Source organism: Streptomyces sp. NPDC058326, from assembly GCF_042879855.1.
In the GTDB taxonomy this organism is placed as follows: domain Bacteria; phylum Actinomycetota; class Actinomycetes; order Streptomycetales; family Streptomycetaceae; genus Streptomyces.
This window is the reverse complement of the sequence record NZ_JBHVZO010000011.1, coordinates 187,286-212,883: the sequence shown is the minus strand read 5'-3', so window position 1 is coordinate 212,883 and position 25,598 is coordinate 187,286. Positions and strand designations below refer to the sequence as shown.

The window sequence follows — 25,598 nt, the reverse complement described above, 5'->3', positions numbered from 1 at the left end:
CGGCGGGGCGTCACTTTCTGTGCCCATCGGCTTCGTTGGACGCGGACTGATCAGCGGCTACTGTCTGCCGCGCCAGTCAGCGTCGAGCCGAACGGAGCGCGATTCGTGGCGTCCCACCGCCGACCCGCCAGGGTCACCGTCCTCACCGCAGCCGCCGCGGCCACCGCGGCGGCGTCCCTCGGGGCCGTCCCCGCGAGCGCCGACCCCGGGGCCGGGACCGAGGCCACCCGCGCCACGGTCGACCGCCTCTTCGAGGAGGCCGAGAAGGCCACCGAGGGCTACAACCGGGCGGACGAGAAGGCGGACGCGCTGCGCCGGACGGTCTCCCAGGCCCAGGACGGCCTGGCCCGCGGCCAGGAGCGCATCAACCGCATGCGGGGCGCGCTCGGCGCGGTCGCCGGGGCCCAGTACCGCTCCGGCGGCATCGACCCCGCCCTCGCCCTGCTGCTCTCCTCCGACCCGGACAGCTACCTCGACCGGGCCACCGCCCTCGACCGGGCCACCGCACGCCAGAGCGCAGCGCTCGGCGAACTCCAGCGGGAACAGCGCCGGCTGAACCAGAAGCGCTCCGAGGCCCGTTCGGCGCTGACCGAGCTCGAGCACAGCAGGGCCGAGGTCGCCCGCCACAAGCGCACCATCGAGCGCAAGCTCGCCGAGGCCCGCCGGGTGCTCGCGAGCCTCACCGTCGAGGAGCGCGCCGACTTCGACCGCGCCTCCAGGAGCGGCGGGCGGGACGGGGCGCCCGCCGAGGAGCCGCCGCCCCTGGCCGACCTCGGTCCGGCCTCCTCACGGGCCTCCGCCGCGGTGATGGCGGCCCGCAGCGCGATCGGCAAGCCGTATGTGTGGGGGGCGACCGGCCCCTCGGCCTTCGACTGCTCGGGCCTGATGGTCTGGTCGTACCGCCAGGCCGGGATCAGCCTGCCGCGCACCTCGTCGGCGCAGCGGTACGCGGGCCGGCAGGTGCCGCTCTCGCAGGCACAGCCCGGGGACCTCGTCACGTACCGCGGGGACGCCAGCCACGTGGGGATCTACGCGGGGAACGGGCAGGTCATCCACGCCCCCTACCCGGGTGCGCGCGTCCGCTACGACCCGGTGAACATGATGTCCCACGTGACGGTGACCCGGGTCTGAGCCCCGTCCCGGGCCGCGCTCCTCCGGCGCCCCGTACGATCGGGGGCGTGGCAGGTCAGGGGAGTGGAGCGGCGCGCGGCGCGGCGGCATTCCTCCTGGCGGCCCTGCTGGCGCTCGGCGGCTGCACGGCCCCCGAACCGGCCGGCCCGGCGACCGGGGAGATCCAGAGCCTGCTCGACCGGCACGCCCGGGCGCTGCTCACCCGGGACGAGACCGGCTACCTCGCGGCCCTCGACCCCGCGCTCGCACCGGCCGCGCGCACCGAGTTCGACCGGCTCGCGAAGATCCCGCTCGACGGCCTGACGTACCGGGTCACCGATGTCGACCCGACCGGCGAGGGCCGGGTCACCGTCGAGGCCGAGCTGGGGTACCGGATCAAGGGGTACGACTCGGGGCCCGCCACCACCGAGCGGGTCCTCGACCTCGTCGAGCGGGACGGACGCTGGTACGTCACCGGCGACCGCGCCGCGGAGGGCGCCCCGCAGCAGCTGTGGCAGCAGGGAGAGGTCGAGGCGGTGACCGGGCGGCGCAGCCTCGTCCTCGGCGTCGGGCAGAGTCCGGAGCGGCTGCGGGAGATCGCGGCGGCCGCGGACCGGGCGGTGCCGGCGGTCGGGGACGCCTGGCGGGGGAGCTGGGCGGGCCGGATCGTGGTCCTCGTGCCCGCGTCTGTCGAGGCGATGGGGCGGCTCCTCGGCGGGCCGGCGGCCTCCTACCGGGGCATCGCCGCCGTCACGACCGGCGAGGTCGGCGGCGGGCCCCTGGCGCCCGCCGACCGGGTGATCGTGAACCCGGAGGCGTACGCGGTGCTCGGCGCGTTCGGCCGGCAGCTGGTCCTCACCCACGAGGCCACCCATGTGGCGACCCGGGCCCAGACCACGAGAGCCACGCCGGTCTGGCTCTCGGAGGGCTTCGCCGACTGGGTCGCCTACCGGGGCACCGGCCGCACCGCCGCCCAGGCCGCGCCCGAGCTGCGCCGGGCGGTCCGCGCGGGCGAGCTGCCCGCCCGGCTCCCGGAGGACGCCGACTTCACCTTCGGCGGCGACGCGGAGGCCATGGGGCGGGCCTACGAGGGCGGCTGGCTGGCCTGCGAGCTGATCGCGGACCGCTGGGGCGAGGAGAAGCTGACGGCCTTCTACCGGGCGGTGGGCGCGCATCCGGGCCGCGAGGGCGCGGTGGAGAAGGCACTCCAGGAGGTGCTGGCCACCACGCCGGAGGAGTTCACGGCCGACTGGCGGGCGTATCTGGGGGAGCGGCTCGGCACCGCAGCACCCTAGGGCCTGCCTTGTCGATCGGGCCGGTTCGCGGCGTCGGCCGGCGAGCCGGGAGACCGCCCGTGTGGTCAGCCGTGGACAGGGGTCTGGCGTGACGTCTTCGCGCTGTCGACAAGGCTGAAGAGGGAGATCCCGTCCCGCGTCTCGACCACGCGGTAACCGGGGACATCCGGCCTGGCCGCTTCCATCGCCTTTCCTGCCGCGCACTCCGGATCGGTCATGTCGGTGGCGTCGTAGATCAGCCACTGGGGTGGTTCACTCGGAGGGAAGGAGCGGGGGAAGAGGCAGATCTCGCTGACGGAGGTCCGGTCCGCGAGTTGGGCGGCCAGGCGATTGGACGCGGCCACCGTCGCGCCGTCGGGGATCTTCGCGAGCAGCTCGTCCGCTGTCCTGACATGGGCGGACTCGCTCCATGTCCGCGGTAGCACGAGCTCGTGCAGGGGATGCGTGAAGAAGGTGACGCTCGTGGTCACCGCTCCGATGACACAGGCGGGCATGATTCCTCGCGCGGTGACGCGGCCCGTGGCGACGGCGTGAATGGCGGCGGCGAAGGCGATGGGCATGAGCGCCGCGCTGTAGTGGAAATCCGTCCCCCAGTGGAAGGGGTTCGGCGAGGTGAAGCGCCAGGCCAGGGTCGGCAGTGCGACGAGCAGGATCGGGGAGCGAAGGGCGAGGAATCCGGTGGGGGCCAGGATCATGAAGACCGTGAGCCACTTGACCGGCGGCCAGAACGCCTCGGCGGCCTGCATCAGCAGGCCCGTCTCCTCGGGTGTCGGGGCCGGCCAATAGGCGAACTTCCCGACGGGATTGAAGTACGGAAGGATCACCAGCATCTCGAGGGCCGTTGCGGCGGCCCCGAAGGCGAGGGTGGCGAGCCCCGCTGTCCGCGGCCCCTTCCAGGCCGCGTAGGCGCCGATCGCGGCAACCGTGAGACCGAGGTCCTCCTTGACCAGGACCAGGGGAAGCGACCACAGGAGGGCCGCGCGCCAGTTCTTCCGCCCGGCCGCGCAGAGGGAGAGCGCCAGGAGCGGCACGGCGAAGGCGACTTCGTGGAAGTCGAAGGAGATCAGCTTGGCGAGTCCCCAGGAAGCTCCGTACGACATGCCGATCCAGAGGGCGAACCTCCGGCCCCTGACCTCGTGGGCCCACTTCATCAGGGGGACGATGGAGAACGCGACGAGGATCGCCTGGCAGACGAGCAGCGTATAGCTGTACGGGAATGCCTTGTAGGCGGGCGCGAGCAGCGCGAGGATCGGATGGAAGTGATCCCCGAGCGCGTTGTAGTCGGGCCCCTTGAGAGGTGAATACGGGGCGGAGAGCTCGGAGTACGACTTCACGATCTGCGTGAAGATTCCCAGGTCGTATCCGGTCGAGAGGTTGGTCGCGTGGCGCCGTGCCGACAGAAGGAGATACACCGCGAAGAAGGCGGCGGCGACCAGATAGGGAGCCTTCGAGAATTCTCCCGCCGAGGTTCCCCGTGATTCCTCCGCGGTGCTTTCGGTACCGTCGGCCCCTGTGCGCCGCTGAAGCGCGTCGACCGAGAGGTTCTGAGTACTCATATCAGCTGGAAAACCTTACAGGGAGTCAAAAGGTCCATCGGGGTGGCAAGCGGTATCGGTGGAATCGGGACTAGCCGGTCGGCACCTTCTCCCGCTCCGGCTGGTCCGCCGGGGCAGGGATCCGCACCACGCCGGCCTCCGTCACCGTGTGCCGCCACAGATTGCGACAGGCGGAGAGAGTGGCGGCCACGAGCAGCCCGTTGCGCAGGAACAGCACCGCGAGGCCCAGGGGATCGCTCTCCGTCACGTGGGAGAACCAGACCGGGAACTCGAACTGCGTCACCGCCGTCGCCCACAGCACCAGGTGCGCGGGGCGCCGCATCGGGCTCGACCGGTAGGCGACGCAGACCGCGGCGAGCCCGAACAGCCAGATCATGTACTGCGGCGAGATCACCCGGCTCGTCACGGTGAAGAGCAGGACCGCCACGAAAGCCGCGTCCGCCACCGTCGAGGACGCGAAGCGCCGCGCCTTGAACCGCCACAGCGCCAGCCAGCCCAGGGCGGCGACCGTCAGCGCCATCGAGCCGGCCGACACCCAGGAGACGTACGGGCCGATGAATTCCATCGAGCCGTAGTTCATCCGGGCCACTCCGTCCCAGCCGAAGTGCCGGGCCAGATGGAACACCGTCGCACCCAGCGACTCGACCTCCGTGCCCCGGTCGCTCTGGTAGGAGAGAAAGGCGAGGCCCCCCGGCATCCAGGCCGAGCACAGCAGCAGGACCGCGCCCGCCGTACCCACGGCCACCGGCCAGGAGCGCCAGGTCATCGGACCCTTGAGGGTGCCCGCGAGCAGCAGGGCCGGCCACACCTTGAGCACCGCGCCGAAACCGGCGAGCGCCCCGAGGATCCGCGGACTGCGGGCGGCGGCCAGCAGGGCCGCCACGGCCACGGCCGTCACCATGATGTCGTAGCGGGCGTACGCGGTCGGGCCGAGCAGCGGCACTGCGGCGAGCCACAGCCAGGCGCCCCGCATCGACCGGCCCGGGCGGCGGCCCGTGCGCACGAGGAGCCCGAAGACGACGGCGTCACAGAGGAACGCCAGAGCGAAGAACGCGGCCGAGTAGCCGAGGAACGGCAGCAGTCCGGGCGCGAGGATCGCGAGGGCGGCGGCCGGAGGGTACTGCCAGGTCACGTCGTGCTGGGGATACGTACCGGTCCTCAGCACCTCGAACCAGCCCTGGTAGATCTCCTCCACCTCGAACGTCGCGTCCGGGCCGGGGACCACCACGATCTTGAAGACGCACAGAAGCAGGATGATCCGGGTGAGGCCCCACAGCGTGAGCGGAAGTCGCAGGTCCATGGGGAGGTTGTTCTTTCCCGCCGCGCCCGTCATGACCGTCCTGGTTCCTGTCCTGTCGGCTCGCTCACGCGGAGGAGTGGTGGGTGCTGGGCGGTGGCTGCGCGCGCGGTACTGTCGGCCACGATGCACAAGACCCTGATCGTAACCAACGACTTCCCGCCGCGTCCCGGCGGAATCCAGGCCTTCCTGCACAACATGGCACTCCGCCTGGATCCCGACCGGATCGTGGTCTACGCCTCCACCTGGAAGCGCGGCCGCGAAGGGATCGACGCGACGGCCGCGTTCGACGCCGAACAGCCTTTCACGGTCGTCCGGGATCGCACCACCATGCTGTTGCCGACCCCCCGGGTCACCGCACGGGCCACCGCGCTCCTCCGCGAGCACGGCTGCGAGTCCGTGTGGTTCGGTGCCGCCGCGCCCCTCGGCCTGATGGCCCCCGCGCTGCGCCGCGCGGGCGCCCGGCGGATCGTCGCCACCACCCACGGCCATGAGGCGGGCTGGGCCCAACTCCCCGCCTCCCGTCAGCTGTTGCGGCGGATCGGCGAGGGTACGGACACGATCACCTACCTCGGCGAGTACACCCGCTCCCGGATCGCGGCGGCCCTCACACCCGCCGCCGCCGGCCGGATGACGCAGCTCCCGCCGGGCGTCGACGAGAAGACCTTCCACCCCGGCTCGGGCGGCGACGAGGTCCGCGCCCGCCTCGGGCTCAGCGACCGGCCCGTCGTGGTCTGCGTCTCACGGCTGGTCCCGCGCAAGGGCCAGGACACCCTGATCCGCGCCCTGCCGCAGATCCTCCGCCGGGTCCCGGACGCGGTCCTCCTGATCGTCGGCGGCGGCCCGTACGAGAAGGACCTGCGCCGCCTCGCCGCCGAGACCGGAGTGGCCGGATCCGTACGCTTCACCGGCGCCGTCCCCTGGTCCGAGCTCCCCGCCCACTACGGAGCGGGCGACGTCTTCGCCATGCCCTGCCGCACCCGGCGCGGCGGCCTCGACGTCGAGGGCCTCGGCATCGTCTACCTGGAGGCCTCCGCCACCGGCCTCCCGGTCGTCGCCGGGGACTCCGGCGGCGCCCCCGACGCCGTCCTCGACGGCGAGACCGGCTGGGTCGTCCGCGGCGAGTCCCCCGAGGACACCGCCGACCGCGTCACCACCCTCCTCCTCGACCCCGAGCTCCGCGCCCGCATGGGCGAGCGGGGCCGCGCCTGGGTCGAGGAGAAATGGCGCTGGGACCTCCTCGCGGAGCGGCTCAAGGAGCTGCTCTGAAGGAGGGTGTACGAAGGGGCCCGAGGCGATCCACCCGCCTCGGGCCCCTTCGTACACCGCTCACGGCTCACGCCGTGTAGATCGCCTCGATCTCGTCCGCGAAGTCCTTCGCCACCACGTTCCGCTTCAGCTTCAGGGACGGGGTGATGTGCCCCGCCTCCTCCGTGAACTGGGCGGGAAGAACGCGGAACTTGCGGACCGACTCGGCCTTGGAGACCGCCGCGTTGCCGTCGTCGATCGCCCGCTGGACCTCCGCCAGGAGCTCCGCGTCGTCACGCAGGGAAGCCGCCGTCGAACCCGCCGGCTTGCCGTGCTCGGAGGCCCAGCGGCCGAGGAACTCCTCGTCGATCGTGACCAGCGCGCCCACGAACGGACGCCCGTCGCCGACCACCATGCACTCCGCGACGAGGGCGTGCGCCCGGATCCGGTCCTCGATGACCGCCGGGGCGACGTTCTTGCCGCCCGCCGTCACCAGGATCTCCTTCTTCCGGCCGGTGATCGCCAGATAGCCGTCCTCGTCGAGGGTGCCGATGTCGCCCGTATGGAACCAGCCGTCCGCCAGCGCCTCGGCCGTCGCCGCCTCGTTGTTCCAGTACCGCGAGAAGATGTGCTCGCCGTGCAGCAGCACCTCGCCGTCGTCGGCGATCCGCACCACCGAACCCGGCAGCGGCTGCCCGACCGTGCCGATCTTCTGCCGGTCCCAGGGGTTGAACGCGGTCGCCGCGCACGACTCCGTCAGGCCGTAGCCCTCCAGGACCGTGAAGCCGATGCCGCGGAAGAAGTGGCCGAGCCGCTCGCCCAGCGGCGCACCGCCCGAGATCGCGTACTCACCGCGACCGCCGAGCACCGCCCGCAGCTTGGAGAAGACCAGCTTGTCGAAGATCCTGTGCTTCAGCTTCAGGCCGAAGGAGGGGCCCTGCGGGGTGCCGATGGCCCTGCTGTACGCGATGGCCGTGTGCGCGGCCTTGTCGAAGATCTTGCCCTTGCCGTCGGCCTGCGCCTTCGCCCGGGCCGAGTTGTAGACCTTCTCGAAGACCCGCGGCACGCCCAGGATCAGCGTCGGCCGGAACGAGGCCAGCTCGTCGGTGAGGTTCTTGATGTCGGGGACGCAGCCCAGCCGGATCGGCGCCATCACGGACGCGACCTCGACGAGCCGCCCGAAGACGTGCGCGGCGGGCAGGAAGAGCAGCACCGAACACTCGCCGGTACGGAAGAGGGGCTTCAGCCGCTCCACCACGTTGCCGCACTCGGCGAAGAAGGCGCGGTGGGTCAGGACACAGCCCTTGGGGCGGCCCGTCGTGCCCGAGGTGTAGACGATCGTCGCCGGGTCGTCCGCGTTCGCCGCCGACATGCGCTCGTCGAGCAGCTCGTCGGAGACGTCCAGGCCGGTCGCGGTCAGCTGCGCGACCGCGTCGTCCTCGATCTGCCAGATGCCCTTCAGCTCCGGCAGGTTCTCCTGGACCGACACCACCGACTCCTGGTGGGCCGCGCTCTCGACCAGCACCAGGGTCGCGCCCGAGTCACCGAGGATCCACTGGATCTGCTCCGGCGAGCTCGTCTCGTACACGGGGACGGTCACGCCGCCCGCGCTCCAGATCGCGAAGTCGAGGAGCACCCACTCGTAGCGGGTGCGCGACAGCAGCGCGACCCGGTCGCCCGGCTCGACGCCGGCGGCGATCAGACCCTTGGCGGCCCCGCGTACCTCGGCCAGGAACTCTCTGGCGGTCACGTCGGTCCACGCCCCGCCGGCCTTGCGGCCCATCACGGCGACGTCTGGGTGCTGGGAGGCGTTGCGGCGGATGAGATCCGTCAGGTTGCCGTCCGCGGGGACCTCGTACAGGGCCGGAAGGCTGAACTCGCGCAAGACTGCTGCTCCTCATCGGGCGCCGGCGCCACGGCTCTGTGTGATGCACCGGTGAAGTCCAAGAACTGGCGGGTGCTCAGTGGGGGTGAGCACGACTGGACTGCCCGGACGTTACCCATCAGTACATGGTTCCCGATAGGGGGTCCCGGCCAGATGTTCGGTGCGTCACACATGTATGGCGGTGCTCTGCGCACAGTAATCCACAGGTTTCCCGACTAGGAAGTAACCGCAGGTCGCACCCCCTAAGGTAGGCCCCATGCGAGTCCATGTGGTCAGTGACGTGCACGGAAACGCCCGAGATCTCGCCAGGGCGGGAGACGGCGCCGACGCCCTCGTGTGCCTGGGCGACCTCGTCCTCTTCCTCGACTACGCCGACCACAGTCGCGGGATCTTCCCCGACCTCTTCGGCGCCGAGAACGCCACCCGGCTCGTGGAGCTGCGCACCGCCCGCCGCTTCGACGAGGCCCGTGACCTGGGCCGCCGCCTCTGGGCCGAGCTCGACGTCGACCGGGAGACCGCGATCGAGGCCGCGGTCCGCCGCCAGTACGCCGCACTCTTCGCCGCCTTCCCCACCCCCACGTACGCCACCTACGGCAACGTCGACATCCCCCGGTTCTGGACCGACTTCGCCCGCCCGGGGACGACCGTCCTCGACGGCGAGCGGGTCGAGCTCGGCGGTCTCGTCTTCGGCTTCGTCGGCGGCGGCCTGCGCACGCCCATGCGCACCCCGTACGAGATCTCCGACGAGGAGTACGCGGCGAAGGTCGAGGCCCTCGGCGACGTCGACGTCCTCTGCTCCCACATCCCGCCAGAGGTGCCGGAGCTGACGTACGACACCGTCGCCCGCCGCTTCGAGCGCGGCAGCCGGGCCCTGCTCGACGCGATCCGGCGCACCCGGCCCCGTTACGCGTTCTTCGGCCACGTCCACCAGCCGCTGGCCCGGCGGATGAGGGTCGGCTCCACCGAGTGCGTGAACGTCGGCCACTTCGCCTCCACGGGCAGGCCCTTCGCCCTGGAGTGGTGACGGGCGCGGAGTCACGGCGCGATAGCCTTCCGTCGGCACGTCTGTGCCCTTTGACTTCCGCCGGACGCACAGTGGAGGAGCCACCACGATGGCCGAACACACCAGCTCGAGCATCACGATCGAGGCGGCACCGGCCGACGTCATGGGCGTGATCGCCGACTTCGCCCGCTACCCCGAGTGGACGGGCGAGGTGAAGGAGGCCGAGGTCCTGGAGACCGACGGCTCCGGCCGCGCGGAGAAGGTCCGGCTGCTCCTCGACGCCGGCGCGATCAAGGACGACCACACCCTCGCCTACACCTGGACCGGCGCCAACGAGGTCAGCTGGACCCTGGTCAAGTCCCAGATGCTCCGCTCCCTCGACGGCTCCTACCGGCTGGCCCCGCTCGGCGGGGACCGCACCGAGGTCACGTACCAGCTGACCGTCGACGTCAAGATCCCCATGCTCGGCATGATCAAGCGCAAGGCGGAGAAGGTCATCATCGACAGGGCGCTTGCGGGGCTGAAGAAGCGCGTGGAATCCGGCGCGTAACGCTCCCGCCGCGGGGGGTCTCCCCGGGCCGCCTGCGGGCCGCCCGGCGGAGCTGAGGCCCGCGACCGGGGGTGGCGTGGCGGGCCGGTAACGTTCCCCCGCATGCGGATCATCCTTGTCACCGGCCTCGGCGGCGCCGGCCGTACCACCGTCGCCGCCGCCACCGCGCTCGCCGAGGCGCGGGCGGGACGGAGGGTCCTGCTCGTCTCCGAGGACGCCGACCCGCTCCTCGACGGCGGCGGTGACGGCCTCCAGGTCCTGCGCCCGGAGCCGGCCGCCGACTTCCGCCGCGAGTTCCTCGCCCTCCAGGCCCGTTCCGCCGCCGCCCTCGACCTCCTCGGCGCCGCCCCCTTCGAGGACGCCGAGCTCACCGAACTCCCCGGCAGCCGCCAGTTCGCCCTGCTCCGCTCCCTGCGCGACGCGGCCGACGGCGACCACGAGCTCGCCGTCGTCGACCTGCCGCCGCTGCCCGAGGCCCTCGCCGTCCTCGCCCTGCCCGAGCAGCTCCGCCGCTATCTGCGGCGCCTCCTGCCCCCCGAACGGCAGGCCGCCCGCGCTCTGCGTCCGATGCTCGCCCAGCTCGCCGGGGTCCCGATGCCCGCACAGTGGCTGTACGAGACCACCGCGCGCTGGGAGGCAGAGCTCGCCGCCGTCCAGGCCGTCGTCGAGGCCCCCACCACCAGCGTCCGGCTCGTCCTGGAACCAGGCCCCGCCGCGAGCCGCGCCCTGCGCACCGCCCGGCTCGGCCTCGCCCTCCACCGCCTCGCCCTCGACGCCGTCGTCGCCAACCGGCTGCTGCCCGCCTCCTCCGAGGACCCCTGGCTCGCCGGACTCACCACCCAGCAGCACCGGCACCTGGCGGAGCTCCGTACCGTCACGGACGTCGACGAGCTGCCCCATCTCGGACGGGACCCGCGCGGGCCCGAGGACCTCGCGCTGCTCGCCCCCGCCCGGGCCGCCGCCGTCCCCGGCCCCGTACCGGAGTGGTCCGTGGAGGACCGCCGCGAGGAGGACGGCGTCCTCGTCTGGCACATCGGCCTCCCCGGGGCCGTCAAGGAGGAGCTGTCGCTCGTCCGCAGGGGCGACGAACTGCTCCTGACCGTCGGAGGCTTCCGCCGCCACCTGCCCCTGCCGGGCGCCCTGCGCCGCTGTACCGTCACCGGAGCCGGACTCGTCGAGGGGGACCTGCGGGTGCGGTTCACCCCGGACCCCGGCCTCTGGCCCCGTACCCCCTGAGGGGGCGTGTACCGTCGAAGTACCAGCCACTGAGGAGTACGCCATGAGCGATTCGGACGCCTGGGCCAAGGCGTGCGCCGAGGACCTGGAGGCGGAGAAGGCCCGCCGCAGGTCCCAGCGCGGGGACGGGCCCGGCTCGCCCGCCGAGGAGTTCCGCAAGCTCTTCGAGGCCGTCGCGGACAAGGTCTCCGGCAGCCTCGGGAACCCGCTGCTCGGCGGCCAGGCGGCACAGACCGTGCAGCAGCTCGTCCACCAGGCGAAGGCCGTCGTCGAGCCCGTCATCGAGCGCAACCCGCAGGTCTTCGACCACCTGGCCGCCGCCGGGAGCGAGCTGCTCGCCGCCTACCGCTCCGCCGTCGAGGGCCACGAGAGCCGCTGGACGCGCGACGGCACGGTGACCGCCGACGACCCGAGCGATCCGCGCCGGGACGCGGACAAGCCGCGCGACGAGGACCGCGACGAGGACCGCGGGGACGACGAAGGGCCGGGAACCGGCCAGCACATCGACCTCGACTGATCGGTACGCCCGTCCCCCTCGGGTACGGTGGGCCCTAGCGGGGCTCGACCGAAAACTGAGGGACACATGGGACTCACCATCGGCGTCGACATCGGCGGCACGAAGATCGCGGCCGGCGTGGTCGACGAGGAGGGCAACATCCTCGACACGCACAAGGTGCCCACCCCGCCGACCCCCGAGGGCATCGTCGACGCGATCAGCGCGGCCGTGTCCGAGGCCGGCAAGGGCCACTCGATCGAGGCCGTCGGCATCGGCGCCGCGGGCTACGTCGACGACAAGCGTGCCACCGTCCTCTTCGCGCCGAACATCGACTGGCGACACGAGCCGCTCAAGGACAAGGTCGAGCAGCGGGTCGGCCTGCCCGTCGTCGTCGAGAACGACGCCAACGCGGCCGCCTGGGGCGAGTACAGGTTCGGCGCGGGCCAGGGACACGAGGACGTCATCTGCATCACCCTCGGCACCGGCCTCGGCGGCGGCATCATCATCGGCAACAAGCTGCGCCGCGGACGCTTCGGCGTCGCCGCCGAGTTCGGCCACATCCGGGTCGTCCCGGACGGTCTGCTGTGCGGCTGCGGCAGCCAGGGCTGCTGGGAGCAGTACGCCTCCGGGCGTGCCCTCGTCCGGTACGCCAGGCAGCGCGCCAACGCCACCCCGGAGCGCGCGGAGGTCCTGCTCGGCCTCGGCGACGGCACCCCCGAGGGCATCGAGGGCAAGCACGTCAGCCAGGCCGCCCGCGCCGGCGACCCGGTGGCCGTCGACTCCTTCCGGGAGCTGGCCCGCTGGGCGGGTGCGGGCCTCGCCGACCTCGCCTCGCTCTTCGACCCCTCGGCGTTCATCGTCGGCGGTGGCGTCTCGGACGAGGGCGACCTCGTCCTCGACCCGATCCGCAAGTCCTTCAGGCGCTGGCTGATCGGCGGCCAGTGGCGCCCGCACGCCCAGGTTCTCGCGGCCCAGCTCGGCAACAAGGCCGGCCTGGTCGGCGCGGCGGACCTGGCCCGCCAGGGCTGAGCCCGGCACCGTCACCCCGACCGCCCGCCGCGTCCCCTCGGACGCGGCGGGCGTCTGTCGTACGTTACGTGGCATGGCGATCAGTGAGCTGCCCAACTCCCGGACCGAAGCGGACGGTTCGGCCGTCCTGCGGGTCCTCAGCTACAACGTCCGCTCGATGCGTGACGACGAGGACGCCCTCGCCCGGGTGATCCGCGCCTGCGCCCCCGACCTCGTCTTCGTCCAGGAGGCGCCGCGCTTCTTCCGGTGGCGCAAGCACGCCGCCCGGCTCGCGGCCAAGAGCGAACTCCTCGTCCTCAGCGGTGGCGCCACGGCCGCCGGACCCCTGCTGCTCTGCTCGCTGCGGGCCACTGTGGAACGCACCGAGGACGTCCTGCTGCCGCTCACCCCCGGCCTCCACCGGCGCGGCCTCGCGACGGCCGTCGTCCGATTCGCGGGGGCCAGGGTCGGGCTCGTCAGCTGCCATCTGAGCCTGGGGAAGGACGAGCGGTACGCCCAGGCCGGGATGGTCCTCGACCGGGTCGCCGCCCTGGGGACCCCGTACGCCCTCGTCGGCGGCGACCTCAACGAACGGCCCGACGGGCCGGCCTTCCGCCGGCTGACGAAGGAGCTCCAGGACGGCTGGGAGGTCAGCCCCTGGGGCGGTGAGTACACCTCGACCCCCGGCGACCCGCACCAGCGGATCGACGCGATCCTGGCCACGCCGGGCGTCGAGTTCCTCGGCTGCGGGGTGCCGGAGGACCTCGACCCGGCGGATCTGCGGGCCGCCACCGATCACCTGCCGGTGCTCGCGGCGGTCCGCGTCCCCGCGTCGTAGGCGCAGGCGGGGGCGTGGCGAGGCCGGCCTACACGACCGCGCCGCGCCCCGGGTCGTCGAAGCCGTCGTCATCGTCGTCGTGCTTCATGCGCCCCACCAGGGTGGCGAAGCCGCCCAGGAAGCCGCCGACGCAGATCGTGGTCAGCCACCACGTCATGTCCCAGCGGAGCAGGACGGCGAGGAGCATGAGCACCGGGCCGCCGACCACCGCGAGCCAGGCGAACTTGGTCGTGGCGTCCGCCTCGGGCAGCGGGGGCGGCTCGGGCGGGACGAAGTGGCCCTCTTCGGAGCCGCCGGGGGCGTCCTCCGGGTCGGCGGGCGAGTAGTCCCGGGGCCCTGCGGGCCGCACCCCGGGGGCGAACACGACGGAGCTGCCGAGCGCGGGCCGCTCGGGGCCGTCCCCGGACGTCCCGTCCTCCGGCTCCGCGTCTCCCGGCTCCGTGGCTCCTGACGTCGGATCCCCCGGCTTCGTGCCCTCGGGCTTCGCGCTCTCCGCCGGCCGGGACCCCTCGGTCCGGAACTTCTCGGTCAGGGACTTCTCCGTCGGGGACGTCCCGGTCGGGGACCCGCCGGTGGTCCCGGACCTCTCCGTCGAGGCCTTCGGCCCCGCGGGGCCGGGCTCGCCGGAGTCCTCGGCGCCGTCGTTCTCCTCGTCCTCCGGCTCCGGCAGCGACAGGTTCTCGATGGTCCGGAACGGCTTCGCCCCCGGCGGGTCCGCGGGCTCGTCGCCGTACCCGGCGACGATCGCGGCCCAGGCCGCCTCCTCGTCGATGGGCTGCGGCTCCCGCTCGCCGCCGTCCTGCTGCTCAGCCACCGTTCCTGCTCCCCTTTCCGCCGACCAGACCCGGGGCGAGACGCTCGACGAAGGCCAGGCTCTCGTCGAAGATCCGCTCCGCGTCATGGTCCAACGTCGCCACGTGGTAGCTCTGTTCCAGCAGGATCTCCCGGACGTCCGCCGAGGAGATCCGGGAGAGGATCCGGGCCGAGTCGGCCGGCGGCACGACATGGTCCTGGGGGCTGTGGAGCAGTACCACCGGCTGTGTGACCTGCGGAAGCTCCGCGTCCACGATCCGGAAGAACTGCCGCAGGGAGTGCGCGGCGTGCAGCGGCACCCGGTCGTACCCGATCTCGGTCACGCCCTCCTTGGCGATGTCGCTGGCGATGCCCTTGTTCGAGGGGACCAGATGACGGACGACCGGCAGCGCGTGCGCCGCCAGGCCGTGCACCTTGTTGGCCGGGTTGACCAGGACGATGCCCTTCACGGTGTCCCCGTGCCGGGCGGCGAGCCGCAGGGTCAGCGCCCCGCCCATGGAGAGGCCGAAGACGAAGACGGTCTCGCACCGCTCCTGGAGCTCGCGCAGCGCCCGGTCCACCTCCGCGTACCAGTCGTGCCAGGTGGTGAGCTGCATGTCCTGCCAGCGGGTGCCGTGGCCGGGCAGCAGGGGCAGCGACACCGTCAGACCGCGCTCGGCGAGATACTCGGCCCACGGGCGCAGTGACTGCGGGGAACCGGTGAATCCGTGACAGAGAAGGACGCCGACCTCTCCGCCCTCGTGGCGGTACGGCTCGGCTCCGGGAAGGACCGGCACCGGGGTCTCCTGTTCGGTTGCGACTTCGGCGTCTTCGGGTGCGCCGGAGCGACGGAAAATGGGGAAGGACCTTCACGGTACGCGACCGGACCGACACCGACCAGGGCCGTAGCGGGGGCCGTACGCCGGTACGGGATAAAGTCGTCGCCACGGCACACGGAAGGCATGACGAGTTGATCTACGGCGCAATGAAGTTCTCCCTCGGAGGGTCCCTGAAGCTTGCCTTCCGGCCCTGGGTGGAGGGTCTGGAGAACGTTCCCGCCGAGGGGCCCGCGATCCTGGCGAGCAACCACCTGTCGTTCTCCGACTCCTTCTTCCTGCCCGCCGTCCTCGACCGCAAGGTCACCTTCATCGCCAAGGCCGAGTACTTCACCTCGCCGGGCGTGAAGGGCAGGCTCACCGCCGCCTTCTTCAAGGGTGTCGGCCAGCTCCCGGTGGACCGTTCGGGCGCCCGCGGCGCGGGCGAGGCGGCCATCAGGGCCGGCATCGAGGTCATCGAGAAGGGCGGGCTCTTCGGGATCTACCCCGAGGGCACCCGTTCGCCCGACGGGCGGCTCTACCGGGGCAAGCCCGGCGGTCTCGCGCGGGTGGCCCTCGCCACCGGCGCGCCGGTGATCCCGGTCGCCATGATCGACACCGAGAAGATCCAGCCGCCCGGCAAGGTCGTCCCGAAGCTGATGCGTCCGGGGATCCGGATCGGCAAGCCGCTGGACTTCAGCCGCTACCAGGGCATGGAGGGGGACCGCTTCATCCTGCGCTCGGTGACCGACGAGGTCATGTACGAGATCATGAAGCTGTCCGGCCAGGAGTACGTCGACATCTACGCGACCGCCGCCAAGCGGCAGATCGCGGACGCGGAGAAGGCGGCCAAGGAGGCCGTGAAGGCCGAGATCGCCGCTCGGGAAGAGTCCGGCGCGTAGGCGTTCCGGCGCACAGGACTTCCGGAGCAGGCGTTCCGGGGCGCAGGCGTTCCCGCGAGGGGCGTCCGGGGGTGGGGGAGATGGCCAAGCGCGAGCGTGTCGTACGCATGTCGGTCGAGCAGCCGTTGTGGCGGGCGCTGACCGGCTACCGCGTCCTGACCATGGTCTACGCGGTCCTGATCTTCGCCTTCGGCAGGGAGGCGTACGAGCGGCCCTGGATCGGCGTCGCCTATCTCGCGGTGATGTGCGTCTGGACCCTCGCGACCCTGCCCAAGGTGGCGAACGCGGCCAGCTGCACCAAGCGCTTCCTCGGCGCCGACCTCACCGTCGCCCTCGCCGGCATCCTCCTCACCCCGCTCGCCGACGCCCACGCCCAGACGGTCGACGGCCCCACGCTGCCGTCGATATGGACCGCCGGTTCCGTCCTCGCGTACGCGATCAAGGGCGGCTGGCGCTGGGCGGGCGTGGCCTCCTCCCTCGTCGCCGTCGCCAACATCGTCGAACGCGGCCACCCCAGCCGGGACACCCTCCACAACGTCCTGCTCGTCTGGGTGGCCTCCATCGCCATCGGATACGTCGTCGAGGTCGCCCGCGCCTCCGAGCGCACCCTCGCCCGCGCCCTGGAGATCGAGGCCGCGACCCGGGAACGTGAGCGGCTCGCCCGGGACATCCACGACAGCGTCCTCCAGGTCCTCGCGATGGTGCAGCGGCGCGGCACGGCGATCGGCGGCGAGGCCGCCGAGCTCGGCCGGATGGCCGGGGAGCAGGAGGTGGCCCTCCGTACCCTCGTCGCCGGCGGTCTGACCCGGCCCAGCCTGGTCTCCGAGGACGAGTCCGAGGGTGCGGTGGTCCGGGTCGTCGACGTGGACGAGGAGGACGACGACGACTCGCCCGTCGACCTGCGCATCCTGCTCGCCCCGCGCGCCGGGGCCAGGGTCACCCTCTCCGATCCGGGCGTGCCGGTCCTGCTGCCGCCGCCCGCGGCCCGCGAGCTGGCCGCGGCCGTCGGCGCGGCCCTGGACAATGTGCGGGTGCACGCGGGCGAGGGCGCCCAGGCCTGGATCCTCGTCGAGGACTGGCCCGACGAGGTGATCGTCACCGTCCGGGACGACGGCCCCGGCATCCCGGAGGGCCGCCTCGCGCAGGCGGAGGGCGAGGGCCGGATGGGCGTCGCCCTCTCCATCCGGGGGAGACTGCGGGAGCTGGGCGGCACGGCCGAGCTGATCTCGGTCCCCGGCCAGGGCACGGAAGTCGAGTTGAAGGTTCCACGGGGGAAGGCAGGACGAGGAAGATGAACGAGCAGCGGGCCGAGCGGCCGATCAGGGTGATGGTCGTCGACGACCATCCGATGTGGCGGGACGCGGTCGCCCGCGACCTGGCCGAGGCGGGCCTCGACGTGGTGGCCACCGCGGGGGACGGCGAGCAGGCGGTGCGCCGCGCCCGGGCGGTCACCCCGGACGTCCTCGTCCTCGACCTGAACCTGCCGGTGAAGCCGGGCGTCCAGGTGTGCAAGGAGCTCGTCGGCGGCCGGCCCGAGCTGCGGGTCCTGGTGCTCTCCGCGAGCGGTGAGCACGCCGACGTCCTGGAGGCGGTGAAGTCGGGCGCGACCGGCTACCTCCTCAAGTCGGCCAGTACGGAGGAGCTGATCGACGCCGTGCGGCGGACGGCGGTCGGCGACCCGGTCTTCACCCCCGGTCTCGCCGGGCTCGTCCTCGGCGAGTACCGCCGGCTCGCCTCGGAGCCCGCCCCGGCGGCCGGCGCCGACGAGCCGAAGGCCCCGCAGCTGACCGAGCGGGAGACCGAGGTCCTGCGGCTCGTCGCCAAGGGCCTCAGCTACAAGCAGATCGCGGAGCGCCTGGTGATCTCGCACCGCACGGTGCAGAACCACGTACAGAACACCCTCGGCAAGCTCCAGCTGCACAACCGGGTGGAGCTCGTCCGGTACGCCATCGAGCGCGGCCTCGACGACGCCTGAGCCCCGGGGCCGGGCGCGCCGACGGCAGGGGCCGTATATTCGCGAGGAGCGCGGATATACGGCCCATCACCGTCATGAGGGGACATCTCGTGGAAATCCTGGCATTCGGCGTGCAGGCGGACGAGAAGCCCCTGATCGAGAAGGCCTTCGCGGGGCACCACGACGTCCGCTGTCTGAGCGTCTTCCTCACCGAGGACACCGCGCCCATCGCCGCCGGCTACGAGATCGTCTCCACCAGCGTCAACGCCAGTCTGGACCACCGCGTCCTGCAGACCCTCGCCGCCGGCGGGACGCAGATGATCGCCCAGCGCTCCACGGGGTTCAACAACATCGACCTGGAGGTCGCCGAGCGTCTCGGCCTCACCGTCGCCCGGGTCTCGTACTACTCGCCGTACTCCGTCGCCGAGTTCGCCTGGACCCTCGCGACCGCCGTCAACCGCCGGATCGTCCGCGCCTCCAACCGGACCCGCGACTTCGACTTCCGCCTCGACGGACTGATGGGCCGTGACCTGCGGGGCCGTACCGTCGGCGTCCTCGGCACCGGCAAGATCGGCGAGGCCTTCACCCGGATCGCCCACGGCTTCGGCATGAACCTCCTCGGCTGGGACGTCGCCGAGAACCCCGCCTGCGTCGAACTCGGCATGAAGTACGTCGGGAAGGAGCAGCTGTTCGCCGAGGCCGACCTCATCAGCCTGCACGTGCCGCTGCTCCCCTCGACCCAGCACCTCGTCGACGCCACCGCGCTCAAGGCCATGAAGGACGACGCCGTCCTGGTGAACTCCAGCCGGGGCGGCCTCATCGACACCGAGGCGCTGGTCGCAGAACTCCGGGCCGGCCGCTTCGCCGGCGTCGGCCTCGACGTGTACGAGGCGGAGGCCGGGGTCTTCTTCCTCGACAAGTCCCTCGAGGTCGTCGAGGACGACACCCTGGCCCGCCTGGTCACCTTCCCGAACGTGGTGGTCACCTCCCACCAGGCGTACTACACCGTGGACGCGGTCGGCCAGATCATCGACACCACGGTCCGGAACGTCCTCGACTACACCGCGGGACGGCGCAGCGAGAACGTCCTGGTCCCGAGGGTCTGATCAGACGAGTACGCCCGCGAGCAGCGAGGCCGTCAGCGCGGCCCCCTCCAGGGTCAGGACGGACTCCGGGTGGAACTGGACCCCCGCGAAACCCGGACCGCGCAGGGCGTGCACCTCGCCGGTCTCCGCGTCCCTGCTCACCTCGATCCGGTGCAGGGCGAGCTCCGTCGCCGCCCTGTCGTCGCAGCGGGCGGTGAAACTGTTGTAGAAGCCGACCGTCCGCTCCTGCCCGAACAGGTCGATCCGCAGTTGGGCGCCCTGGAACGGGGTCCGCTTGCGGACGATCTCCAGGCCCAGCTCGGCGGCGATCAGCTCGTGCCCGAGGCAGACGCCGAGGAGCCCGTGCCGGTGGTCCCGGACCAGCTCGGCGGTGAGACCGCGGAGGAAGCGCATCTTCGGATCGGCGGCGTCCGAGGGGTTCCCCGGGCCGGGGCCGAGGACCACCGGCCCCTCGTGGGCGAGCGCGAGCTCCCGCAGCCCCGGCTCGTCGTAGCGGAGCACGGACACGTCGAGGCCCGAGGAGCGAAGGACGTGCGCCAGCATCGCCGTGAAGGTGTCCTCGGCGTCGATGACCAGGGCATGGCCCGACAGTTCGGCGGACCGGACCTGCATCTTCAGCCAGAACGGCGCCAGGTCGCTCCGCCGCGCGTCCAGGGCGGCCCGCACCCGGGGGTCGTCGCCGAGGGGCGCGGGGGCCGGTGCGGGACCGGCGGCCGGCCTGCCCTCCCGTACGCCGAGTGCGGTGAGCACCCCGGCCGCCTTCGCGTGGGTCTCGGCCACCTCGCCCGCCGGGTCCGAGTGCCGGACGAGGGTGGCGCCGACCGGCACCCGCAGCCGTCCGTCGGCGGCGATGTCGGCCGTACGGATCAGGATGGGGGAGTCCAGGGTCTGGGCGCCGTTCGCGTCGGTGCCGAGGAGGGCGAGCGCCCCCGCGTAGTAGCCGCGCCCACCGGCCTCGTGACGCTCGATCACCCGGCAGGCGTTCTGCACCGGCGAGCCGGTCACGGTCGCCGCGAACATCGTCTCCCGCAGCACCTCGCGCACGTCGAGCGAGGACCGGCCGCGCAACTCGTACTCGGTATGCGCGAGATGGGCCATCTCCTTCAGCCGGGGACCGATCACCACCCCGCCCATGTCGCCGACCGTGCACATCATCTTGAGCTCCTCGTCGACCACCATGGAGAGCTCCTCGGTCTCCTTGCGGTCGGCGAGGAAGGAGAGGAGGCCCTCGGCGGTCGGGGCGGCGCCGGCCGGGTAGCGGTACGTGCCGCTGATCGGGTTCATCACGACCGTGCCCCCCGACATGCGGACGTGCACCTCCGGGCTGGCCCCGACGAGCGTCCGGTCGCCGGTGTGCACGACGAAGGTCCAGTACGCGCCCCGCTCGCCCGCGAGCAGCCGACGGAACAGGGCGAGGGCGTCGGCGCGCCCGAAGCCCGGGATCTCTCCCGTGTACGTCCGCCGGATGACGAAGTTCGCGCCCTCGCCCGAGCCGATCTCCTCGTCGATGACCCGCCGCACGATCCCGGCGTACTCCTCGTCGGAGACGTCGAACCCGCCGCCCTCGACGGCCACGTCGTGCGCGGGAAGCCGCTCCAGGGCCTCCGCGAGCGGCAGCTCGTCCACCTCGTCGGCGACGAGCACGGAGAGCGGGGTCCCGTCGTCCCGTACGTCGAAGCCGCGCTCCCGGATCTGCCGGAAGGGTACGAGCGCGAGGGCCGGCAGCGGGCCCACGGGCAGCTCCGCGAGGCGCTCGGCCTCGTGGACCCGCCCGATCAGCACCTCGACGGTGTCGTGGTCACGGCCGGGGGTGCGCCTGCGGAGCAGGGCGAAGGGCGGGCAGGAGGCGTCGAGGAGACGGGAGAGGTCCATGAGGTGCGTCGTTCCTTCCGGTGGAGTACGGAGAGGAACGGCCCGGGTGCGAGAAAAGGCCGCCCCTCGGGCGGCCTTTGCGTGTGTCGTGTACGCGCAGTCAGTGGGCCGCCGGATGAGCGGTCCACCACCAGTTCTGGATCTGAGGCGCGAACATGCGAGCACTGTAACCCAGCCGGACACGGGAACGGGGCCCGTTCCGCACCGTGGACGGTACGGAACGGGCCCCGAGGCCGGGGAGCGCCGGCTCAGACGATGAGGTTGTAGCCGCTCCAGCCACCACCGACGCGGACGCGGGTGGCGTACGGGTTCGGGTAGGCGTTCGTGTTCTTGTAGAACCACAGGACGCCGTCGCCGTCCCGGGCGATCAGGTCCGGCTTGCCGTCGCGGTCGAGGTCGCTCGGGCCGACCATGACGTTGTAGACGCCCCAGCCGCCGCCGACCCGCGCACGGGTGGCGTACGGGTTCGGGGTGCCGCCCGTGTTCTTGTACAGCCACAGCACGCCGGTGGTGTCACGGGCCACCAGGTCCGGCTTGCCGTCACCCGTCATGTCGCCGGTGCTGATGAGCTCGTTGTAGATGTTCCAGCCGCCGCCGACCCGGACGCGGGTCGCGAACGGGTTGGGGGAGGCGCCCGTGTTCGTGTACAGCCACAGCACGCCCGACGCGTCGCGCGCGATCAGGTCCGGACGGCCGTCGGCGTTCATGTCCCGCGCGCCGAGGATCTTGTTGTAGATGTTCCAGCCGCCGCCGACCCGGAGGCGGCTCGCGAACGGCGCGGAGGGGTTGCCGCTGCCCCGGTAGTACCAGAGCACGCCGTCCTTGTCCCGGGCGACGGCGTCACCGGTGCCGTCGGCACGGAGCGCGGTCATCGGGGTGATGGCGTTGTACACCTGCCACCCGGGCCCGACCCGGTAGCGGCTCAGGAACGGCGTGGTTCCGGAGCCGGTGCCCTGGTACTGCCAGAGGACGCCGGAGGCGTCGCGGGCGATGACGTTGTAGCGGTCGGTGGCGGTGACCGGGGTGGCGCCGGGCGCCTCGGTGATCTCGCTCTGCTTCACCCAGACGATCTTGTGGTGGTAGCGGACCGGGACGAACACCGTGTTGCCGACGACGTTGCGCTGGGCGGAGCCGAACCAGTCGTCGCCCTTCACCGCCGGGCCGGCCTTGACGTACGCCTGGCCGGCCGGGAGGGAGAACTTCGTCAGGGACGCGTTCTCGTCACCCGGAGCGGCCAGACCGGCGGCGGTGTAGGCCGCGGTCTCCGGGAAGGAGCGGCCGAAGACCTTGGCCGAGGCCAGCCCCGACTTCGCCTTCACGGTCGTGGCGCCGGTCACCGGCGCGGTGTACTGGCCGCCCGGGTTGTAGAACCAGGCCTTCTGACCGGCGTACCAGATCGCCGTCCAGTCGGTCCGCACCTCGGCGACGACGTACGAGCCGCCGGCACGGACCTTGTTCCCGTAGTTGGAGCCCTCGGTCCAGAGCGAGGTGAAGTACGGGTCCTTCAGCGTCGTCGCACTCGTCGACGGCGAGGTGTACAGGTAACCGAAGTTGGACGGACGCGCCGGGACGGCGTTCCCGCCGGTGGTCAGCTTCGGCTGGTTCGCCGTGGTGAACGGCGGCACCACACGGACCACCTGGCCGGCCTTGAGCAGGCCGCCCGCTCCCTTGTCGCCCTGCGGGGCGCCCATGAGAGACATGTAGTAGTTCCAGTCCCAGTACGGGCCCGCGTCCCAGTGGAGCTTGCTGAGGCCGGCGTCCGTCTGGAGCGCCACCTCGTCGTGACCGATGATGTGCTCACGGTCGATCGGCACGTTGTACGTGTTGGCCAGGTACTTCACCAGCTCGGCGGAGGAACGGTACTGCTGCTCCGTGTACCAGCTGCCCTCCTTGATGGCGAAGCCTTCGTGCTCCACGCCGATGGAGTGCATGTTGTGGGTCCAGTTACCCGCGTGCCACGCCAGATTCTTGTTCTCGAGCATCTGGGTGACCAGGCCGTCGGAGGCCTTGATCAGGTAGTGGGCGCTGGCCCCGCTCGTCGGGTCCGTGAGCACCTTGAGCGAGCCGTCGTAGCCGCCCTCGGTGTCGTGGATGACGATCTGACGGATGTCGACGCCCTGGTTGGGGCGGTCACCCTGGGTGTAGTTCTTCTTGCCCGTGCTCGTCGGGACGACCAGCTTGGCGTTGCAGTTCAGGCCGACGGGGCACTCGGGGACCGAGGCGGCCGTCGTGCTCGCGAAGCTCGCCGCGAGCGGCACGTTCGACGGCTTGACCGGCTCGACCGAGGTGTCGGCCGGCAGGGCGACCTGCTCGCCGTCCAGGGTGAGCTCACGCTCGCCCGTCTTGATCGACTCGAAGACGCGCTTCGCGAAGAGGTCGGCGCCCTTCCGGTCGGAGGACTGGCCGTAGCGCGCCACGGCCGGGTACCAGTCGCCCGGGTCCTCGGACAGCTCCGCGCCGGCCTGCTTCTGGTAGTCCGCGAGGAGCGCGGCACCGGCCCGGATGGAGGCGGCGGTGTCGTTCTGGACGGCCTCGGTGGAGCTGTCGATCAGTTCGGCGGCCTTGTCCAGGGTGTGGAGCCGGGGGTCGTCGGTGTCGACGATCGCCTTCTCCAGGATGCTGCGGACCTTCTCGCGGTCGAAGGTCTTCTCGATCTCCGGGCGGCCGGAGCCGTTGAAGTGATCGATCTGTTCGTCGGTGACTTCCTGCTCCACGTCATCGGCGTCGACCTTCGTCAGACCCATGACGTTGTAGGCGCCGGTCACGCTCGGCTCGCCGTCGTGCGACTCCCACCGCGTCTGGTTGTACGACACGGCCATCAGCACGCTCTGCGGCACATCGAACTCGCGCGCCGCGTTTGCGAACTGGGACTGCAGGGAAGTGTCCCCAGCAGCCCTGCCGTCGCCGGCCGCGCCGAGGAGGCCCGGTGACGCGACCGCGATGGTGCCGATCGTGGCGGTGGCGACGACGGCTGCCGCCGCTCCGTACAAGAATCGTTTCTTTTTGCGGTCCCTGCGGTGACTCTGGGTCACGCCCACCCCTGTGGTTCGACTGTGTACTTGTGAAACGGGCCAGAGGGTAACACCACTCGAAGGCGTGAGCGTCGTCGACGGACATTTCGGGCGCGCGTCTCAGCCATTGGGCAGGGGGACAGGACCGGACGAAGAACCCCGTAATGTGGTGCGTGTGACCGTGAACGCTGATTCCCACGCCGTCGCCAAGGCGACCTGGCGAGACCTGCCCGCGGCGCAGCAGCCCGAGTACCCCGATGCCGAGGCTCTGCGCGATGTGATCGCGGACCTCGAGTCGTATCCTCCGCTCGTCTTCGCCGGCGAGTGCGACCAGCTGCGCGCCCGGATGGGAGCCGTCGCCCGTGGCGAGGCGTTCCTGCTCCAGGGTGGCGACTGCGCCGAGGCCTTCGACGCCGTGTCCGCCGACCACATCAGGGCCAAGCTCAAGACGCTGCTCCAGATGAGCGCCGTCCTCACCTACGCGGCCTCCGTGCCCGTGGTGAAGGTCGGCCGCATCGCCGGCCAGTACTCGAAGCCCCGCTCCAAGGGGACCGAGACCCGCGACGGCGTGACCCTGCCGACCTACCGGGGCGACTCGGTCAACGGCTTCGCCTTCGACGAGAAGTCCCGCGTCCCGGACCCCGAGCGCCTGAAGCGGATGTACAACGCCTCCGCCTCCACGCTCAACCTGGTGCGCGCCTTCACCACCGGTGGTTACGCCGACCTGCGACAGGTGCACGCCTGGAACCAGGACTTCGTGAAGGCGTCCCCGTCCGGACAGCGCTACGAGCAGCTGGCGCGCGAGATCGACAACGCGCTGAACTTCATGAAGGCCTGTGGCACCGACCCGGCCGAGTTCAAGGCCGTCGAGTTCTACGCCTCCCACGAGGCGCTGCTGCTCGACTACGAGGGTGCCCTGACCCGTACGGACTCGCGCACCGGCAAGCTGTACGACACCTCCGGCCACATGGTCTGGATCGGTGAGCGCACCCGCCAGCTCGACCACGCGCACATCGAGTTCGCCTCGCGGATCGCCAACCCGATCGGCATCAAGCTCGGCCCGACCACCTCGGTGGACGAGGCGCTGACGTACATCGACCGTCTGGACCCCGACCGGGAGCCCGGCCGGCTGACCTTCATCGTCCGCATGGGCGCCGACAAGGTCCGCGACAAGCTCCCCGAGCTGGTCGAGAAGGTCACCGCCTCCGGCGCGGTCGTCGCCTGGGTCACCGACCCGATGCACGGCAACACCTTCGAGGCCGCCTCCGGCCACAAGACCCGCCGCTTCGACGACGTGCTCGACGAGGTCAAGGGCTTCTTCGAGGTCCACAAGGAGCTCGGCACCCACCCGGGCGGCATCCACGTCGAGCTCACCGGTGACGACGTCACCGAGTGCGTGGGCGGCGGCGACGAGATCTTCGTCGACGACCTGCACCAGCGCTACGAGACGGCCTGCGACCCGCGGCTCAACCGGAGCCAGTCGCTCGACCTGGCGTTCCTGGTGGCGGAGATGTACCGCGATCAGTAAGTAGGTACCTACGACGACGGGGCGCGGATCCATGTGATCCGCGCCCCATCGTCGTTGCCGGGGCTTTTACGGTCCCGCCGCGCCGGGTAAGGTTAG

The 25,598-nt window shown here is 71.8% G+C and carries 22 protein-coding genes; 14 read left to right on the top strand and 8 right to left on the bottom strand.

The window, feature by feature from the left end:
• Positions 1-105 precede the first annotated feature (105 nt).
• Positions 106-1,131, top strand: a complete 1,026-nt coding sequence (locus ACFVYX_RS21655; RefSeq protein ID WP_389683039.1) for an NlpC/P60 family protein — start codon at positions 106-108, stop codon at positions 1,129-1,131.
• A 47-nt stretch (positions 1,132-1,178) separates the two neighbouring features.
• Positions 1,179-2,405, top strand: coding sequence for a hypothetical protein (locus ACFVYX_RS21650; protein WP_389683038.1), 1,227 nt, complete (start codon positions 1,179-1,181; stop codon positions 2,403-2,405).
• 65 nt (positions 2,406-2,470) lie between these two features.
• Here ACFVYX_RS21650 and ACFVYX_RS21645 read toward each other — a convergent pair whose 3' ends face one another.
• Positions 2,471-3,961: a DUF2079 domain-containing protein gene (locus ACFVYX_RS21645; protein WP_389683037.1), complete on the bottom strand. Its 1,491-nt coding sequence runs from the start codon at positions 3,959-3,961 to the stop codon at positions 2,471-2,473.
• 70 nt (positions 3,962-4,031) lie between these two features.
• The gene (locus ACFVYX_RS21640) at positions 4,032-5,294 is read right to left on the bottom strand and encodes a glycosyltransferase 87 family protein (protein ID WP_389683036.1); all 1,263 of its coding nucleotides are present in this window, start codon (positions 5,292-5,294) and stop codon (positions 4,032-4,034) included.
• Between the two features lie 90 nt (positions 5,295-5,384).
• Between ACFVYX_RS21640 and ACFVYX_RS21635 the strand changes: the two genes are divergently transcribed.
• Complete coding sequence (locus ACFVYX_RS21635) at positions 5,385-6,527, top strand: glycosyltransferase family 4 protein (RefSeq protein ID WP_389683035.1); 1,143 nt, start codon at positions 5,385-5,387, stop codon at positions 6,525-6,527.
• Between the two features lie 67 nt (positions 6,528-6,594).
• Here ACFVYX_RS21635 and ACFVYX_RS21630 read toward each other — a convergent pair whose 3' ends face one another.
• A complete protein-coding gene (locus ACFVYX_RS21630; RefSeq protein WP_389683034.1) occupies positions 6,595-8,391 on the bottom strand; it encodes an AMP-dependent synthetase/ligase in 1,797 nt (598 codons plus the stop codon).
• Between the two features lie 256 nt (positions 8,392-8,647).
• On the opposite strand from ACFVYX_RS21630, the gene ACFVYX_RS21625 reads away from it, so the two are divergent.
• From ACFVYX_RS21625 to ACFVYX_RS21600, 6 genes are all read left to right on the top strand, one after another.
• Complete coding sequence (locus tag ACFVYX_RS21625; protein WP_389683033.1) at positions 8,648-9,415, top strand: metallophosphoesterase; 768 nt, start codon at positions 8,648-8,650, stop codon at positions 9,413-9,415.
• Between the two features lie 88 nt (positions 9,416-9,503).
• Positions 9,504-9,944 (top strand): SRPBCC family protein, encoded by a 441-nt coding sequence (locus ACFVYX_RS21620; protein WP_384101196.1) that lies wholly within the window; start codon positions 9,504-9,506, stop codon positions 9,942-9,944.
• A gap of 102 nt (positions 9,945-10,046) precedes the next feature.
• A complete protein-coding gene (locus ACFVYX_RS21615) occupies positions 10,047-11,180 on the top strand; it encodes an ArsA family ATPase (RefSeq protein WP_389683032.1) in 1,134 nt (377 codons plus the stop codon).
• 43 nt (positions 11,181-11,223) lie between these two features.
• Positions 11,224-11,697, top strand: a complete 474-nt coding sequence (locus ACFVYX_RS21610) for a DUF5304 domain-containing protein (protein WP_389683031.1) — start codon at positions 11,224-11,226, stop codon at positions 11,695-11,697.
• A gap of 66 nt (positions 11,698-11,763) precedes the next feature.
• Positions 11,764-12,705: an ROK family glucokinase gene (locus ACFVYX_RS21605; RefSeq protein WP_389683029.1), complete on the top strand. Its 942-nt coding sequence runs from the start codon at positions 11,764-11,766 to the stop codon at positions 12,703-12,705.
• Positions 12,706-12,778: 73 nt separating this feature from the next.
• Positions 12,779-13,522, top strand: coding sequence for an endonuclease/exonuclease/phosphatase family protein (locus ACFVYX_RS21600; protein ID WP_389683028.1), 744 nt, complete (start codon positions 12,779-12,781; stop codon positions 13,520-13,522).
• Positions 13,523-13,550: 28 nt separating this feature from the next.
• Here ACFVYX_RS21600 and ACFVYX_RS21595 read toward each other — a convergent pair whose 3' ends face one another.
• Entirely contained in the window at positions 13,551-14,423 is an 873-nt protein-coding gene (locus ACFVYX_RS21595; RefSeq protein WP_389683027.1) for a hypothetical protein, read from the bottom strand.
• A complete protein-coding gene (locus ACFVYX_RS21590; RefSeq protein WP_389683026.1) occupies positions 14,329-15,111 on the bottom strand; it encodes an alpha/beta hydrolase in 783 nt (260 codons plus the stop codon). Before ACFVYX_RS21590 ends, ACFVYX_RS21595 begins: the two co-directional genes overlap by 95 nt.
• A 188-nt stretch (positions 15,112-15,299) precedes the next feature.
• Between ACFVYX_RS21590 and ACFVYX_RS21585 the strand changes: the two genes are divergently transcribed.
• The 4 genes from ACFVYX_RS21585 to ACFVYX_RS21570 all read left to right on the top strand — a co-directional run bounded on the left by ACFVYX_RS21585 (position 15,300) and on the right by ACFVYX_RS21570 (position 19,091).
• On the top strand, positions 15,300-16,031 hold the full coding sequence (locus ACFVYX_RS21585) for a lysophospholipid acyltransferase family protein (protein WP_389683025.1): 732 nt from the start codon (positions 15,300-15,302) through the stop codon (positions 16,029-16,031).
• An 80-nt stretch (positions 16,032-16,111) separates the two neighbouring features.
• On the top strand, positions 16,112-17,326 hold the full coding sequence (gene macS, locus ACFVYX_RS21580; protein ID WP_389683024.1) for a MacS family sensor histidine kinase: 1,215 nt from the start codon (positions 16,112-16,114) through the stop codon (positions 17,324-17,326).
• Entirely contained in the window at positions 17,323-18,006 is a 684-nt protein-coding gene (locus ACFVYX_RS21575; protein ID WP_389683023.1) for a response regulator, read from the top strand. The genes macS and ACFVYX_RS21575 overlap by 4 nt, the downstream gene beginning before the upstream one ends.
• An 89-nt stretch (positions 18,007-18,095) precedes the next feature.
• Positions 18,096-19,091, top strand: a complete 996-nt coding sequence (locus ACFVYX_RS21570; protein WP_389683022.1) for a 2-hydroxyacid dehydrogenase — start codon at positions 18,096-18,098, stop codon at positions 19,089-19,091.
• Here ACFVYX_RS21570 and ACFVYX_RS21565 read toward each other — a convergent pair whose 3' ends face one another.
• From ACFVYX_RS21565 to ACFVYX_RS21555, 3 genes are all read right to left on the bottom strand, one after another.
• Entirely contained in the window at positions 19,092-20,963 is a 1,872-nt protein-coding gene (locus ACFVYX_RS21565; protein ID WP_389683021.1) for an anthranilate synthase family protein, read from the bottom strand.
• 100 nt (positions 20,964-21,063) lie between these two features.
• Entirely contained in the window at positions 21,064-21,120 is a 57-nt protein-coding gene (locus tag ACFVYX_RS21560) for a trp operon leader peptide (RefSeq protein WP_071892416.1), read from the bottom strand.
• Between the two features lie 91 nt (positions 21,121-21,211).
• Entirely contained in the window at positions 21,212-23,953 is a 2,742-nt protein-coding gene (locus tag ACFVYX_RS21555) for an N-acetylmuramoyl-L-alanine amidase (RefSeq protein WP_389683020.1), read from the bottom strand.
• 196 nt (positions 23,954-24,149) lie between these two features.
• On the opposite strand from ACFVYX_RS21555, the gene ACFVYX_RS21550 reads away from it, so the two are divergent.
• Positions 24,150-25,502 carry a class II 3-deoxy-7-phosphoheptulonate synthase gene (locus ACFVYX_RS21550; protein ID WP_389683019.1) on the top strand — a complete coding sequence of 451 codons (1,353 nt, stop codon included), beginning with the start codon at positions 24,150-24,152 and terminating at the stop codon, positions 25,500-25,502.
• The last annotated feature ends 96 nt before the right edge of the window (positions 25,503-25,598 follow it).

Bases quoted from the DNA above. Each gene is read 5' to 3' on its own strand.
- ACFVYX_RS21620 (WP_384101196.1), top strand. From the start codon at position 9,504: ATGGCCGAACACACCAGCTCGAGCATCACGATCGAGGCGGCACCGGCC.
- ACFVYX_RS21645 (WP_389683037.1), bottom strand. From the start codon at position 3,961: ATGAGTACTCAGAACCTCTCGGTCGACGCGCTTCAGCGGCGCACAGGG.
- ACFVYX_RS21595 (WP_389683027.1), bottom strand. From the start codon at position 14,423: ATGACGCGGAGCGGATCTTCGACGAGAGCCTGGCCTTCGTCGAGCGTC.
- ACFVYX_RS21585 (WP_389683025.1), top strand. From the start codon at position 15,300: ATGAAGTTCTCCCTCGGAGGGTCCCTGAAGCTTGCCTTCCGGCCCTGG.
- ACFVYX_RS21640 (WP_389683036.1), bottom strand. From the start codon at position 5,294: ATGACGGGCGCGGCGGGAAAGAACAACCTCCCCATGGACCTGCGACTT.
- ACFVYX_RS21615 (WP_389683032.1), top strand. From the start codon at position 10,047: ATGCGGATCATCCTTGTCACCGGCCTCGGCGGCGCCGGCCGTACCACC.
- ACFVYX_RS21635 (WP_389683035.1), top strand. From the start codon at position 5,385: ATGCACAAGACCCTGATCGTAACCAACGACTTCCCGCCGCGTCCCGGC.
- ACFVYX_RS21610 (WP_389683031.1), top strand. From the start codon at position 11,224: ATGAGCGATTCGGACGCCTGGGCCAAGGCGTGCGCCGAGGACCTGGAG.
- ACFVYX_RS21625 (WP_389683033.1), top strand. From the start codon at position 8,648: ATGCGAGTCCATGTGGTCAGTGACGTGCACGGAAACGCCCGAGATCTC.
- ACFVYX_RS21600 (WP_389683028.1), top strand. From the start codon at position 12,779: ATGGCGATCAGTGAGCTGCCCAACTCCCGGACCGAAGCGGACGGTTCG.
- ACFVYX_RS21565 (WP_389683021.1), bottom strand. From the start codon at position 20,963: ATGGACCTCTCCCGTCTCCTCGACGCCTCCTGCCCGCCCTTCGCCCTG.
- macS (WP_389683024.1), top strand. From the start codon at position 16,112: ATGGCCAAGCGCGAGCGTGTCGTACGCATGTCGGTCGAGCAGCCGTTG.
- ACFVYX_RS21575 (WP_389683023.1), top strand. From the start codon at position 17,323: ATGAACGAGCAGCGGGCCGAGCGGCCGATCAGGGTGATGGTCGTCGAC.
- ACFVYX_RS21605 (WP_389683029.1), top strand. From the start codon at position 11,764: ATGGGACTCACCATCGGCGTCGACATCGGCGGCACGAAGATCGCGGCC.